Source organism: Aliivibrio logei, from assembly GCF_001691055.1.
GTDB lineage: Bacteria > Pseudomonadota > Gammaproteobacteria > Enterobacterales > Vibrionaceae > Aliivibrio > Aliivibrio salmonicida.
The window spans coordinates 428,894-443,638 of record NZ_MAJU01000004.1 but is presented as its reverse complement, the minus strand read 5'-3'; the positions used below and the strand labels follow the sequence as shown (position 1 = coordinate 443,638).

Sequence of the window (14,745 nt, the reverse complement as noted above, 5' to 3'; positions counted from 1 at the left end):
AGCCTCTCCCTTTTTGTTGGAGTGCGTTGGTAGAAGTTAATCAACTATCTTTTAAATAACCAAGTTGGATTTAGTGATTGCCAAGAAATTTCAGTCGTACGATACAATGAAATACTGACAAAGAGCGCAATAGCCCCAAGCAATGAATAAAGCGTTAGAAAGCCTATTCCTGCGTGCGCAAAGCTCATTAGTGGTGTGTTCGAGAGTAAAATTGTTGTTGGTATCTTATAAATATGCGTTAAGAATACCGCAATGCCGTCCCATCCTAATATCCATGCAGACATTACTTTGAGTGCATAACCTCCTAAAAAGACAACAATTAATGGTGAATTACTGACTTGTGAAATGCTAAGGATTAACGCTGCCATCGGTAACATTACAAGGCTAACTAACATCATTCGCCCCATAAACTGCAGCCAGTTAGCAATAATCGAGATGAAGGACGCGTGCTCATGAAGCATCACTAAAACCGTGTCACTTGATAAACTAATGATCCAGAAGAAAAGATTTGCAATCAATACGAGTAAAGAGAAAATCAACGGAATTACAATCAGACCAAACGTCAGTTTTACGGCATGTGTGTACTGGCTTGATATTGGCATACTGCGCCAGAATGCAGAGCTGCCTTCTTTACGTTCCTTTCGGAGTGTTTTGGAGAAATACGTTGTCGTTAACGCTAACGACAAAATACCAGCCATAAAACTCAGCATCATTTCTAAGTCATCAGAAAACTCCGTCGAAAATGGCGTGAAATCTCCCTGAGTTTGAACTGAGATAAATAAGTTATCTTGTAGGCTTGTGTTCATCATCACACTGATGAAAAGTGCCACGCCGCAAAGAAGGATAAATAAAGGAACACGCGTAACTGTTTTGTGTTCAATGAATTCTTTTTCAAGCATAAATAGAAATGGACGCATTAGATTGACTCCTTTTGAAGCGTGATAAAGAGTTCGGCTAACGTGCCTTGTGGAATGTTATTCATGTTTTCTTGTTTCACGATTCGGCCTTGCTTTAATATTAGAACATCCGTTAATAGGTGCTCAATTTCAGACACTTCATGACTGGCAATAATCAGACAGCGTTCACCGGCGTTAAACCAAGATGTTAAATGCTGATAAAAGGTATCTCGGTATAATAAATCCAAGCCTAATGTCGGTTCATCTAAAATAAGCACTTTCGTGTTTGTTGCTATCACGATGGCTAAATGAACTTGTACTTTCATGCCCTTAGACAGACTTTTAATGGTGCTTTTTAATTGAATGTTGGTGTTTGCTAAGACGGCGGTGGCTTTATCAATATCAAAACTTGGGTGAATACCAGAAGTGTATTTTAATAATTGCTTTACGCTCATCCATTCAGGTAAGACATTTACATCTGAAATATAGGCAAGATGCTGCATTAACTCAGCATGTTGGTCGATGGGGTGTAGCCCATTAATGCGAATGTTACCTTGATAGCGGTGTGCGCCGAGCAAGGCATTAATCAGTGTCGATTTTCCTGCTCCATTGTGGCCGAGTAAGCCTAAGACTTGCCCTGCATTAAGATCAAAGCTGATGTCATTAATCGCTTGCTGACTTGAGTCAGAATATTGTTTAGATACGTGCTTTACATGAACAAGAGAAGTCATTTTGTGCCTTTCATTGTTGAAGTTGCTTACTGCTATGGAGTAGCAATACCATGATAAGTTCCGTAAATAAAGGGATGGATGATAATTATCAGTATTTCAAAAGGTTAGAACCTCTATTTAGCATCCTTGTTTCGGATCTCCTTTCTATGTGCTAATCATTACTTCATCGGTTTATGGCAAAGTAGTGAGACATGTTAAACAGCACGAGTATTTTGGTCGTTAATATGACTGGTTCATTTATGAGTAATAATAATTATAAGATCAAACGGTTTGCAGACCGACTACAAAAAACCTACCAACGTTTTGGTTATGTGTCACTCGATTCCATTGTAAAAAGTTATTATGAACACCGAACTGAATATTCAAATTTCACACCATTTAAACAACACGATTATGTGACCGTTAGTTATCATAAAACGGCGATTTCTCCTCAGCGATTGAACCAAATGCTGTCTTCATTAGAGAAAGCAAACGCGGCGAAGAAATCCCAATTTATTTAATAGCCTCCACTAAGTGTACTTTGGGCTTTCTTATTACTAAATAGACCGCGACAGCAGCAAGCGCGAATCCTACCGCCCCTTGCGTATCAAAGTGTTCACCAAAGATTATCCATGCTTGAAATGCCGTCATTGGCGGAATGAGATAAAAGGTAGAAGCCACACTTGAAGAATCACCTTGTTTGATCATATAAAGCAACAATAGAATAGCCGTAACTGAGACAACTAACACTAACCACATTAATCCAAAAATGAATTGCGCATTCCATGTCACTACCATCGTTTCATTTAATAACGCGACAGGTAAAAAGACCAGTGAGGCTGCGCTGTATTGCCACACCATACTGCCAATGAGATCTGAATTCTGGCAGTATTTTTTTTGATATAACGTGCCAAAAGTAATTCCAATTAAGGCAATGAAGGCAAAAAGATACGCAGTGTATTGGTTGCTGGTGTCTTGCCATTCCATGTTACCTTGCAATACCAACGTGATCCCCAGTAAGCCAAGGAATAGACCGACCCATTGCAGGGGAAGTAAACGTTGTTTACCAAAATTAACCAACAATACAGCGGTAAGAATAGGTTGAATACCCACTAATAACGCACATAAGCCAGCCGACATACCAAGAGAAATCGCTTGGTAGGTGCCACCCAAATAGAACCCATGAATTAATACGCCAGCAATCAAAGAGTGAATGGCTTCTTTTCCTCTTGGAAGATGAGATTTGAATATGAATAACAGAGCAATGAAAATGATGATATTCGCGATCATTCTAAGAAGAAGGAAAGTTGCAGGCTCTGCAAACTGTAGTCCATATTGAGCACCGATAAAACCAGTGCTCCATAAGGCGACGAAGATAAAAGGGACGTATTTAGTTAGCATGAGGATTCCTGTTCATTGTTGTCTTTTGCGTACTTTAACTAGGCACAGCTATTGAGGTAAGAGACAGTTTCCTTTATTTTATTGGGTACAGATGGTGGGTTATATTGGGGATCAGGCAGGGACGATGAAAAAATACCAGCAAGTGAAAGCGCATATTCAACAAGGTATTGAAAAAGGATTGTATCTTTCAGGAGATAAACTGCCCTCCATTCGAGAGTTAAGTGAAACGTTGTCGGTAGGAAAAAACACGGTTATTCGAGCCTATGAAGAGCTTGAAGCAAAGCAGGTGTTGGTAGCTCGTGATCGCTCTGGCTATACCGTGGCAACTATTAATTTCCATCGAGAATTTCAAGCAAAGACGTCAAATGCGCCGTCGGACATTGATTTATTATCTCTTAGCAAGGCCATTTTAAGTCAACCGAATGAACATAATTTATTATCAATGGGCTCGGCTCATCCTGATATTGATTTCCCTGCGATACGAACCTTATACGCAGAGATTGGCCGTCACAGTCGTCAACAAGCGAATATTCCAAGTTGCTATCAAATGCCTCCGGGTAATGCCTCTTTACTTAAGTACATTGCGAACATCACTCAGGATTTAGGCATTTCTGTATCGACTCGTGAGGTGTTGATTACGCACGGTGCTCAGCAAGCCATCAGTTTAAGTTTGCAAGCGCTAACAAAGCCTGGAGACATTGTTCTTGTTGATTCTCCCTGCTATTTCGGTTCATTGTTATTACTTGAATCATTGGGATTAAAAGTGATAGAGATCCCAAACCATTTTAATTATGGGTTAGATATTGAGGCAGTAGAACAAGCGATAAAAACGTGGGATGTGAAGGCGATTTTAATCAACCCTACGTATAATAATCCTACGGGTTATACGCAATCTGAATCTGCTCGCAAAGCATTATTAAAAGCGACAACTGGCATTCCTTTTATCGAAGAAGATGTGTTTGGTGGGTTATCTTATGAAGGGACGGTAAAAACGTTCAAAGAATTGGATACCGAAGATCGAGTGATTTATTGTAATTCATTATCTAAAACTCTCGATTCACGGTTACGGATCGGGTGGATCCTCGCTGGGAAGTATCAAGCCAAAGTAGAAAAGCGATTGATGTCTGAAAATATGGGCAGTGTAAATCTGATTCAATCTGCGGTGAGTGATTTCTTGAAAAAAGGCAAATATAAGCAGCATATCCATAGAGCACAGCGCAGCTATAAAAGTAATCAAAAGCGAGTGTATCAACAATTAACAGAAGCTCTGGATAGCTATGCGAACGTAAAGCAGCATTATTATCTTTCTCAGCCAGAGGGGGGCTTTTTATGTTGGTTAACCTTGCCGCTTGGAGCGGATGGTACAGAGATTTACCAACAAGCGTTGGGTGAAAAAATCAGTGTACTACCGGGAACCATGTTCTGTACTCAAGATCAATTTAAGCATTGCATCCGTATTAGCTTTGCCTCTTATCGCGATAATGAAAAATGGAACAACGGGATAAAGACATTGGCTAGAATTATTGCGGAACACTGTAAATAAATCCCCTTAACCATCATCTATGACGTAATTAGCGTAATAGATGGCATCTTAGATTGAGATACGTTAGATTCGGATCTCATTAGCTCACCAAAGTCAGAGGTTACCATGTTCAGTCAACGTCCCGTTAAGCCAGCTAAAACCATTGATAATGTCTATGGCAGTGCCTTTTATCACCTTGAAGCTAAAGATCGAACCATAAACGAATTACGAAAGAAATTGATTGCGAAAACGGATAATCAAGAATGGATTGATACGGTTTTGAATGACTTAGTTGAACGCGGTTATTTAAAACCAGATAACGATTTTGCCATTAAATTTGTTGAGATGGCTTTTAGTTCTGAAAAAGGCAGTCAGTTCATTTTGTCTAAGTTGAGAGAAAAAGGGATCAATGAATCGATTGTTAACGAGGCGATTTCTTATGTGACTAATCGCGATGAAATTTGCGAAGTTACTTTACTTAATAATCGATTAGCGGACATGAATTTAGAGTCACTCTCTAGTGATAAATTGTACGCAACCTTAACCAAATATGGGTTTAAATCAGCAGACGTTCGAGAAGCGATAAAATCTCACCCTGTGGCGTCAACGTTGTCATCAAAAATGCAAATTAAAGCCGATAAAGCTGATATTGTAAAAGAAATAGAAAAGCTGGCTCGTAAGCTAAAAGGCAAGTCAATTATCAAACGAGAGCTAAAACAAAAACTGATTGATATATCGAATTTTGATGAAGAAATTGAAAAATTAGAATTGGATGGAACCATTGATTTCTACGAGAACTGCCAAGCAAGATTGGATAAAAAACGCTTTGATTTAAGTAAATCAAAAGAAAAAAGCAAAGCGTATGCCTACCTTTATTCTCATGGTTTTAGTTCTGATGAAATCAAAGAAACCCTTTCTAGCTAAGGCTAGTGGTCATTGAATAACCGTAAAAAGACAGATTTATAATGGTAAGTCGTTAAATGCCTAACGTCCTAAGTGTAAACACATTTCAGGACGAGACAATCAAACATAAAAAAGCCTTGCTAGGAGCTAGCAAGGCTTTTTAATTACAGGGATTTAGGTGTTAGTTAGTCATTAACGGTAGCTGTCTTTGGGGCCGCTCCATTTTTGGATGCGTTCACCAGTAGAATACCGACACTTAATACGATAGAACCACATAATAGGAAGAGTAGTCGACCTGTTGGTTCGTTTGGAATTAGTGCCATCGCTAAGATACCAAAGCCTGCTGTGCTGATAAGTTTACCAAGCATAGAGCGTTGTTTTGTATCTAGGTTTTGTTGTTCTTCACCTTCAGCAACTAACGGAGTGTTCCAGTTTGTGAATAGTGTATCAACTTCTTTCTCACGCTCAGATGATAACGGTTTGTAGAAGAACTGCGTCGCTAAGAAGAAGCCACCAGTAAAGACTACGTGTGCAGCTAAGCTTAAGCCAACTTTAAGATCTGCCCACTCACGGCCAGTTAGATTTTGCTCTAGACCAAATAGGTGTTCAATATCTTCGGCTTGTAGAGAAATACCAAAGATGTAAGAAACGAAACCACCGACAATCAATGTAGTCCAAGCTGACCAATCTGGTGTTTTACGAATAATCATACCGAGGAAGATTGGAATAAGCATAGGGAAACCAATTAATGCACCCACGTTCATTACAATATCAAATAGGCTCAAGTGACGTAACGAGTTAATGTATAGGCCAATCGCAATAATGATGATACCCATTAGAATCGTAGTTAGTTTACTTACAATAACGAGTTCTTTTTGCTCTGCATTCTTACGAAGAATAGGGCTGTAGAAGTTCATTACGAAAATACCAGCGTTACGATTTAAACCTGAGTCCATAGAAGACATCGTTGCTGCGAACATCGCTGACATTAATAGACCAACCATACCTGCTGGCATAACGTTTTGTACGAATGCTAAGTAAGCAGCATCGCCAGCCTTGTCACCCATTGACGCATATTGTGCAGCAAAGTCAGGCATAAATGCACTTACATACCAAGGTGGAAGGAACCAGATAAGAGGACCAACAACCATTAGGATACAAGCAAGACCAGCGGCTTTACGAGCATTTTCACTGTCTTTAGCACATAAGTAACGGTAAGCATTGATACTGTTATTCATTACACCGAATTGTTTTACAAAGATGAAGACAACCCATAGCACGAATACACTTACGTAGTTGAGGTTATTCCCCAACATGAAGTCACCCTGAAAGTTATCAATAATGTTTGTGATGCCACCACCGTGGAAGTAAGCAGCAACAGCACAGGTAATAGTAACTGCCATGATAACTAACATTTGCATGAAGTCAGAAGCAACAACGGCCCAAGAACCACCGGTTACCGACATGATGACTAACACAGCACCGGTAAAGATGATGGTTGTTTCCATTGGGATGTTAAATACAGCAGCAACAAAGATTGCGAGACCATTTAGCCAAATACCCGCAGATATTAAGCTGTCTGGCATGCCGAACCATGTAAAGAATTGCTCTGAAGTTTTACCAAAACGCTGTCTAATTGCTTCAATTGCAGTCACAACACGAAGTTGACGGAACTTTGGAGCGAAGTACATGTAGTTCATGAAATAACCAAATGCATTGGCTAAGAACAGAATTACAATAACAAAACCATCGGAGAAAGCGCGTCCTGCAGCTCCAGTAAACGTCCATGCTGAGAATTGTGTCATGAAAGCGGTTGCACCAACCATCCACCATAACATTTTGCCGCCCCCTCTAAAGTAATCACTAGTAGAGGTTGTAAACTTTCTAAACATCCAACCAATTGCGATTAAGAAGAAGAAGTAGGCGAGAACAACAAGAGTATCAATAGTCATTTTTTTCAGCCTTTTAAGTATCATAATTAACTGATATCTAGACTACCCTTTTTATTTTTTATTTGTACTACAATATGTCTTTATCGTGATCTGATCCGCATGTTTTTTGATCTTAATTACGTGCTTCATGCTTGTTTTTACTTATATTATCGCTAATTTAGTGGGCTTGTCTTTTAAGTTATTGAAAATCAATTAGTTATTATAATAATACAAATTGATTTGTGTTTTGAAATGAAATACTTGGTTTTCCCACTTTTTTACGTGAAAAGTAAAACGGGTATCAGTATGGAGTAAAATAAAAAGCAGAGTTTGTTTTATATCATAGAATTAAAAAAGCGAGCCATTGGCTCGCTAGATAAAGAGTAAGCATTTATTAACTGACGCGTTTTACGGCATCACGAACTAAAGTACCAAGTTCCTCCCACTTCCCTTCATCAATAAGGTTGGTTGGTACCATCCAAGTTCCGCCACACGCAAGTACGGCAGGAATAGAAAGGTAATCATCTATGTTGTTTAAGCTAACACCACCAGTAGGCATAAATTGCACAGGGTAAACGGCGGTTAATGCTTTAAGCATAGCCACACCACCCGATGCTTCGGCAGGGAAGAATTTAAGTGTACGTAAACCCATGTCCATTGCTTGTTCAACCAAGCTTGGGTTATTTACACCAGGTACGATTGGCATCTTTTTATCTAAACAATACTGGACTGTGCGTGGGTTAAAACCTGGGCTCACGATAAAATCAACACCAGCTTCAATTGCTTGGTCAACTTGTTCATTGGTTAAGATCGTACCCGCACCAATCAGCATTTCAGGGAACTCATCACGCATAGCACGAATGGCTTCTGCTGCACACGGTGTTCTGAATGTGATTTCTGCACATGGCATGCCATTTTCAACCAAAGCACGGCCAAGCGGGATCGCGTCTTCTGCTTTATTGATTGCAATTACAGGAATAACTTTAAGACTTGCTAGTTGTTCATTTAAGGTTGTCATGATTACACTCTCATGTTGAATTTGATTAAAGACACGCACCTAAATTTGACTAATTATTTAGGTAATGTATTAAAAATTATAAAGATAAATCAGGCATGGCATTACTTGGAATGATCGCGCCTTTATACTGGATCACCGTGCCTGCGACCACGTGCCCGGCATAGGCTGCTTCAAGTGCATTGCCACCACAGAAACGTTTTGCTAAAAAGCCTGCACTGAATGAATCCCCCGCGGCTGTTGTATCGATAATTTTATCTTTTTCTACGGGGTAAGGAGCGACATAGTTTGCTTGATTGTTTTGTACGACCAAACAATCTTTACTGCCTCGTTTAATAATGAGTTCACTAACGCCTGCTTTTGAGGTTCTCTCGATACATTGTTCAAGGTGTTCGTCACCGTAAAGGGCTTGTTCATCTTCAAAAGTGAGTAACGCAGTATCAGCAAGAGCTAATATTTTTAAGTACCATGATACGGCTTCAGATTGCTGATTCCAAAGTTTAGGGCGGTAATTATTATCAAAAAGAATTTTTCCACCTTGGACTTTGTATTGCTCTAAAAATGACAATAATACGTGACGACCGTTATCAGTGAGGATAGCAATAGAGATCCCACTGAGATAAATTGCATCAAAAGAAAACAGGCGATCTAAAATCGGTGCTGTATTTTCTTGGTCGAACAGATATTTTGCTGCGGCATCGCTACGCCAATAATAGAAGCTGCGCTCACCGATATCATCGGTTTCAATGTAGTACAAGCCAGGTTGTTTATCATCAAATTGAGTAACAAGATCGGTATTGATGCCTTCTGCTTGCCACTTTTCTAACATATCAATACTAAAAGGATCATTACCTAACGCCGTAACATAGCTGACGTTAATGCCTTTCTCTTGCGTTAAACGCGATAAATAAAGCGCGGTATTTAATGTGTCGCCACCGAATGTTTGTTTAAGCTCACTTTCTTTTTTCTGTAGCTCAACCATGCACTCGCCAATGACCGCGATGTTTACTGATTTCATATGCTTACCTTAGCAACTGAGGTTGCGCTAATTATTATTTTAAGAAATCTTGTCGTGCAGGTGAAAACATATCAAGTAAAATACTGTCTTGCTCAAGAGCGACGGCTCCGTGAATAAAATGTTTAGGAGCAATATAAGCATCGCCAGCGGTTAATACTTGTTTTACACCATCGACTTCGGCTTCAAAACTACCACTAACAACATAACCAATTTGGTCATGAATCTCGTGAGAGTGAGGAGCACCAATTGCGCCTTTGTCAAAACATAGGTGGACAGCCATTAGTTCATCTGTGTAACCAACGATTTTACGCTTGATGCCGCCACCTAGTTCTTCCCAAGGGTTTTCTTGTAATTTAAAAAAATTATTCATAATGCTTCTCCTAATAAAGGTATCAACTAAATTTAATGTTTCGATGGGAATAACTATAAGCTAATATTTTAATTTGTAATACAATATAGTTTATTTTGTGTGATGTTAATCAAATAACAATTTCTTTCGTCTCTACTTTATCGAATGTTTAACGACCTGTTACAAAATCTATATTATTTAAAATCAATGAGTTGAGTTGTTTTGTGTGATTGTCATCATTGTTTGATAACACTAGGGTGTTACTAAAGCTAATATTGTATTACTTTATATGCAGTTTGATAATTTAGTTAGCGTTTAGAGATTAGATACTCTTTATTGAGATTGAGGGTGAAAAAGAATATGACGACACAACCAATTTTACTTACGGATGCTGAAATAGAACAACTTCACCTAGAGGTTGGGCGTTCTACTTTAATGGGTAAAACCATTGAAGCACATAAAAAAGACGTCGATGCATTTATGCAGCTTCCGTTAGATGTTCCTGGTCACGGAGAAGCGGGTGGTTATGAACATAATCGCCACAAACAAAACTACACGTACATGAATCTTGCTGGTCGCTTATTTCTGGTTACTAAAGAAGAGAAATACGCGAACTTTGTGAAAGAGTTACTCGCAATCTACGCGGATAAATATCTAACATTTGACTTCCATGTACAAAAAAACACAAACCCAACAGGTCGTTTGTTTCACCAGATCTTAAATGAACATTGTTGGTTACTATTTACGAGTCTTGCTTATTCTTGTGTTGCATCAACGATGACAGAAGAAGAGCGAAGCACGGTTGTTGAGCGTATCTTTGAGCCAATGCTTGATATGTTTACCGTTAAATATGCACACGACTTTGACCGTATTCACAACCACGGTATTTGGGCTGTGGCTGCTGTCGGTATCTGTGGTTTAGCTATTGGTAAACGTGACTATTTAGAGATGTCTGTTTATGGTATTGATCGTAATGAAACTGGCGGTTTCTTAGCTCAAATCTCTGAATTGTTTGCACCTTCTGGTTATTACATGGAAGGGCCTTATTATCACCGTTACGCGATTCGTCCAACGTGTGTGTTTGCTGAAGTTATTCACCGCCACATGCCAGAAGTGGATATTTATAACTTCAAAGGGCAAGTGATTGGTAACACAGTACAAGCCATGCTTTCAACCGCATACCCAAATGGTGAATTTCCTGCATTAAATGACTCATCTCGTACTATGGGCATTACGGATATGGGGGTTCAGGTTGCAGTGAGTGTTTACAGTAAACACTACGAACTTGATGACAACATCTTAGGCATGGCGAAAATACAAGACCGTGTTTGGATGCATTCTTGTGGTTTAGAATTATCAAAAGCATACGAAGAAGCATCAGAAAAGCATGAAATCAATATGCCTTTTTGGCCGAGTGTTGAGCTAAATGAAGGTCCAGATGGCCACTTTGGCGCACAAGGCTTTATCCGTATGCAGGATAAAAAAGGCGATGTCTCTCAACTTGTTATGAACTACGGCCAGCACGGTATGGGGCATGGTAATTTTGATACGTTGGGTATTACCTTCTTTAATCGCGGTCACGAAGTGTTGCGCGAATATGGTTTCTGTCGTTGGGTAAACGTTGAACCAAAATTTGGTGGTCGTTACCTTGATGAAAACAAATCGTATGCTCGTCAAACCATTGCTCATAATGCAGTCACGATTGATGAGACATGTCAGAATAACTTTGATGTTGAACGTGCAGATAAAGTGCATGGCTTACCTCACTTCTTTAAAGTAGAAGATCCAAGCATTAATGGTATGAGCGCATTTGCGAGTGATCACTACGATGGTCTTGATATGCAACGCAGCGTCTTTATGCTGAAGCTTGATGAACTTGAATCCCCATTGTTGCTTGATCTTTATCGTGTAGTCGGTGAAGGAGAGCATCAATACGATTACTCTCACCAATATGAAGGTCAGATAGTACGTACTAACTTTGAGTACCAAGCGAACAAAGAGCTGAATACGTTAGGCAGTGATTTTGGTTACCAACACTTGTGGAATGTGGCAAGCGGTGCAGTAAGCGATACGGCACTGGTGAGTTGGCTACAAAATAATACTTATTACACATGGTTAGGCACAAGCACTAACACTAACAATGAAGTAATTTTCACTCGTACTGGTGCGAATGATCCAAGCTTCAATTTGCGTAGTGAACCCGCGTTTATTCTTCGTAGCAAAGGACCATCAACGTTATTTGCATCAGTGCTAGAAACACACGGTTATTTCAACGAAGAATTTGAGCAATCTGTTAACGCTCGCGGCGTGGTAAAAAATATTCAGGTTATCGGTCACACAGTAGTAGGGTCGGTTGTTGAAATTCAGACAGAACACTCTAATGTAACCGTGATGATAAGTAATCAGTTTGGTGCAACAGAGAATACCGCGCACACCGTAGAATTAAATGGTAAATCATACAGTTGGACAGGCTTCTATTCGCTAGAAACGTCTTCATTAGAAAAAAATACGATTAAGCAGGAGAAATAATAATGAGCTATCAACCACTTTTACTGAATTTTGAAGAAGCCGCTGAGCTTCGTAAAGAACTTGGCAAGGATAGCCTGTTAGGAAAAGCCCTTACTCGTGATATGAAACAAACAGATGCTTACATGGCAGAAGTCGGTATTGAAGTTCCGGGTCACGGCGAAGGTGGCGGTTACGAACATAACCGTCATAAGCAAAACTACATCCATATGGATCTTGCTGGCCGTCTGTTTTTGATTACAGAAGAAAATAAATATCGTGATTACATTGTTGATATGCTAACGGCGTATGCAACGGTGTACCCAACGCTTGAAAGCAATGTTAGCCTTGATTCTAATCCTCCGGGTAAACTGTTTCACCAGACATTGAATGAAAATATGTGGATGCTTTATGCCTCTTGTGCGTACAGCTGTATTTACCACACGATTTCAGAAGAACAAAAACGTTTAATCGAAGATGATCTTCTAAAGCAAATGATTGAAATGTTCGTCGTAACTTACGCGCACGATTTCGATATCGTACACAACCACGGTCTATGGGCCGTTGCTGCGGTTGGTATTTGTGGTTACGCAATCAATGACCAAGCATCCGTAGATAAAGCGTTATATGGTTTGAAAATGGATAAAGTGAGTGGTGGCTTCTTAGCACAACTTGATCAACTGTTTTCGCCAGATGGCTACTACATGGAAGGTCCTTATTATCACCGTTTCTCATTGCGTCCAATTTACTTGTTTGCTGAAGCGATTGAACGTCGTCAGCCTGAAATTGGTATTTATGAATTTAATGATTCAGTGATTAAAACGACATCTTACTCTGTCTTTAAAACGGCATTTCCCGACGGTACATTACCGGCATTGAACGATTCATCGAAAACGATTTCTATCAACGATGAAGGGGTAATCATGGCAACGTCAGTGTGTTATCACCGTTATGAGCAAACAGAAACGTTACTTGGTATGGCTGATCACCAACAAGATGTTTGGGTTCATAGTTCAGGTCAAACATTATCAAATGCGGTTGAACAAGCTGATGAAATCAAACCATTTAACTGGGGCAGTTTATTTGTTACTGATGGCCCAGAAGGCGAAAAAGGCGGCGTAAGCATTCTTCGTCACCGTGATGAAAAAGACGACGACACCATGGCGTTAATTTGGTTTGGTCAGCACGGTTCTGATCATCAATACCATTCAGCATTAGATCACGGTCACTACGATGGTTTACACCTAAGTGTGTTTAACCGTGGTCATGAAGTCTTGCACGATTACGGCTTTGGTCGTTGGGTAAACGTAGAGCCTAAATTTGGTGGCCGTTATATTCCAGAAAACAAAACGTATTGTAAGCAGACAGTTGCTCACAACACCGTAACAGTGGATCAGAAAACACAGAATAACTTTGATACGGCATTGGCAGAATCTAAGTTTGGTCAGAAACACTTCTTTGTTGCAGATGACCAATCGCTGCAAGGCATGAGCGGCACGATTTCTGATTACTATACTGGCGTAGATATGCAGCGCAGTATCATCCTTGCGGATCTCCCTGAGTTTGAAAAGCCATTGGTGATTGATGTGTACCGCATTGAAGCAGATGCTGAGCATGAATATGATTTGCCAGTTCACCATTCAGGCCAAATCATCCGTACCGATTTCGATTACCAAGTTGAAAGTACATTGAAACCTTTAGGTGAAGATAACGGTTATCAGCATCTATGGAATATCGGTTCAGGTAAAGTTGAAGGCAGTTCATTAGTGAGTTGGTTACACGACAGCAGCTACTACAGCTTAGTAACAAGTGCGGTAGAGGGGAGCGAGGTGATTTTTGCTCGCACTGGCGCAAATGATCCAGACTTTAACCTGAAGAGTGAACCTGCACTGATTTTACGCCAATCAGGTCAAAACCATGTGTTTGCATCAGTATTAGAAACACACGGTTATTTTAACGAATCGATTGAAGCGTCTGTTGGTGCTCGTGGGTTGGTAAAAGCGGTTTCAGTGGTGGGCCATAACAGTATTGGGACTGTTGTTCGCATTGAAACAACGTCTGGCAATACTTACCATTACGGTATTTCAAACCAAGCTGAAGATGCACAGAAAGCGCTGCATACGGTTGAATTTAGTGGAAATACATACACATGGACTGGATCGTTCGCACAGCTTTAATCTAAACGAATGATTTAATTTACCGATTGGGAAATAAGACCAAACCGGATACTTTTGCATAGAGTATCCGGTTTTTTTATGGATGACACAATTTTCATATTCCTACGTTAATAAGTAATACAATTGTGCGTGTTTTTTGTTGTTATGGTTACTAATGAGTTTGTTATTACTTTCGTAATTAGATTGATTTACTGAAAAAAATGAACGATAGAGATAAAATTTATATATGTACATTGTAACTATTTAATAGGTTTAACACCTTATAAATAGGCACTTTTTGGGTTGTGAATGCCTTGGCTTTATTGGTGCGAGTGATAA

Annotated in this window: 11 protein-coding genes and 1 pseudogene; 5 read left to right on the top strand and 7 right to left on the bottom strand. The window is 39.7% G+C overall.

Annotated elements, in window-relative coordinates; all coding sequences use genetic code 11:
* Window positions 1–44: 44 nt before the first annotated feature.
* Both A6E04_RS02210 and A6E04_RS02205 read right to left on the bottom strand, forming a co-directional pair.
* The gene (locus A6E04_RS02210) at window positions 45–917 is read right to left on the bottom strand and encodes a hypothetical protein (RefSeq protein ID WP_065609691.1); all 873 of its coding nucleotides are present in this window, start codon (window positions 915–917) and stop codon (window positions 45–47) included.
* 44 nt (window positions 918–961) lie between these two features.
* Window positions 962–1,627: pseudogene (locus tag A6E04_RS02205) on the bottom strand (ABC transporter ATP-binding protein); the annotation flags it as partial.
* Window positions 1,628–1,866: 239 nt separating this feature from the next.
* Between A6E04_RS02205 and A6E04_RS02200 the strand changes: the two are divergent.
* Complete coding sequence (locus A6E04_RS02200) at window positions 1,867–2,127, top strand: hypothetical protein (RefSeq protein WP_026025429.1); 261 nt, start codon at window positions 1,867–1,869, stop codon at window positions 2,125–2,127.
* Here A6E04_RS02200 and A6E04_RS02195 read toward each other — a convergent pair.
* Window positions 2,120–3,007 (bottom strand): DMT family transporter, encoded by an 888-nt coding sequence (locus tag A6E04_RS02195; protein WP_023602912.1) that lies wholly within the window; start codon window positions 3,005–3,007, stop codon window positions 2,120–2,122. The genes A6E04_RS02200 and A6E04_RS02195 overlap by 8 nt on opposite strands.
* 124 nt (window positions 3,008–3,131) lie before the next feature.
* On the opposite strand from A6E04_RS02195, the gene A6E04_RS02190 reads away from it, so the two are divergent.
* A complete protein-coding gene (locus tag A6E04_RS02190; RefSeq protein ID WP_065609965.1) occupies window positions 3,132–4,550 on the top strand; it encodes an aminotransferase-like domain-containing protein in 1,419 nt (472 codons plus the stop codon).
* A 105-nt stretch (window positions 4,551–4,655) separates the two neighbouring features.
* Window positions 4,656–5,453 (top strand): RecX family transcriptional regulator, encoded by a 798-nt coding sequence (locus A6E04_RS02185; RefSeq protein ID WP_065609685.1) that lies wholly within the window; start codon window positions 4,656–4,658, stop codon window positions 5,451–5,453.
* 164 nt (window positions 5,454–5,617) lie between these two features.
* Here the strand turns inward: A6E04_RS02185 and A6E04_RS02180 are convergent, their stop codons facing one another.
* The 4 genes from A6E04_RS02180 to A6E04_RS02165 form a co-directional block, all read right to left on the bottom strand.
* Window positions 5,618–7,384, bottom strand: a complete 1,767-nt coding sequence (locus A6E04_RS02180) for a sodium:solute symporter family transporter (protein WP_065609684.1) — start codon at window positions 7,382–7,384, stop codon at window positions 5,618–5,620.
* 373 nt (window positions 7,385–7,757) lie between these two features.
* On the bottom strand, window positions 7,758–8,381 hold the full coding sequence (locus A6E04_RS02175) for a bifunctional 4-hydroxy-2-oxoglutarate aldolase/2-dehydro-3-deoxy-phosphogluconate aldolase (RefSeq protein WP_065609682.1): 624 nt from the start codon (window positions 8,379–8,381) through the stop codon (window positions 7,758–7,760).
* 76 nt (window positions 8,382–8,457) lie between these two features.
* Window positions 8,458–9,396 (bottom strand): 2-dehydro-3-deoxygluconokinase, encoded by a 939-nt coding sequence (gene kdgK / locus A6E04_RS02170; RefSeq protein ID WP_065609680.1) that lies wholly within the window; start codon window positions 9,394–9,396, stop codon window positions 8,458–8,460.
* A 34-nt stretch (window positions 9,397–9,430) separates the two neighbouring features.
* Window positions 9,431–9,766 (bottom strand): cupin domain-containing protein, encoded by a 336-nt coding sequence (locus A6E04_RS02165; RefSeq protein ID WP_065609678.1) that lies wholly within the window; start codon window positions 9,764–9,766, stop codon window positions 9,431–9,433.
* Window positions 9,767–10,105: 339 nt separating this feature from the next.
* On the opposite strand from A6E04_RS02165, the gene A6E04_RS02160 reads away from it, so the two are divergent.
* Both A6E04_RS02160 and A6E04_RS02155 read left to right on the top strand, forming a co-directional pair.
* Window positions 10,106–12,274, top strand: coding sequence for a heparinase II/III domain-containing protein (locus A6E04_RS02160; RefSeq protein ID WP_065609676.1), 2,169 nt, complete (start codon window positions 10,106–10,108; stop codon window positions 12,272–12,274).
* Between the two features lie 2 nt (window positions 12,275–12,276).
* Window positions 12,277–14,427, top strand: a complete 2,151-nt coding sequence (locus A6E04_RS02155) for a heparinase II/III domain-containing protein (protein WP_065609674.1) — start codon at window positions 12,277–12,279, stop codon at window positions 14,425–14,427.
* Window positions 14,428–14,745: the final 318 nt, after the last annotated feature.

Bases quoted from the DNA above. Each gene is read 5' to 3' on its own strand.
- A6E04_RS02210 (WP_065609691.1), bottom strand. From the start codon at position 917: ATGCGTCCATTTCTATTTATGCTTGAAAAAGAATTCATTGAACACAAA.
- A6E04_RS02200 (WP_026025429.1), top strand. From the start codon at position 1,867: ATGAGTAATAATAATTATAAGATCAAACGGTTTGCAGACCGACTACAA.
- A6E04_RS02195 (WP_023602912.1), bottom strand. From the start codon at position 3,007: ATGCTAACTAAATACGTCCCTTTTATCTTCGTCGCCTTATGGAGCACT.
- A6E04_RS02190 (WP_065609965.1), top strand. From the start codon at position 3,132: ATGAAAAAATACCAGCAAGTGAAAGCGCATATTCAACAAGGTATTGAA.
- A6E04_RS02185 (WP_065609685.1), top strand. From the start codon at position 4,656: ATGTTCAGTCAACGTCCCGTTAAGCCAGCTAAAACCATTGATAATGTC.
- A6E04_RS02180 (WP_065609684.1), bottom strand. From the start codon at position 7,384: ATGACTATTGATACTCTTGTTGTTCTCGCCTACTTCTTCTTCTTAATC.
- A6E04_RS02175 (WP_065609682.1), bottom strand. From the start codon at position 8,381: ATGACAACCTTAAATGAACAACTAGCAAGTCTTAAAGTTATTCCTGTA.
- kdgK (WP_065609680.1), bottom strand. From the start codon at position 9,396: ATGAAATCAGTAAACATCGCGGTCATTGGCGAGTGCATGGTTGAGCTA.
- A6E04_RS02165 (WP_065609678.1), bottom strand. From the start codon at position 9,766: ATGAATAATTTTTTTAAATTACAAGAAAACCCTTGGGAAGAACTAGGT.
- A6E04_RS02160 (WP_065609676.1), top strand. From the start codon at position 10,106: ATGACGACACAACCAATTTTACTTACGGATGCTGAAATAGAACAACTT.
- A6E04_RS02155 (WP_065609674.1), top strand. From the start codon at position 12,277: ATGAGCTATCAACCACTTTTACTGAATTTTGAAGAAGCCGCTGAGCTT.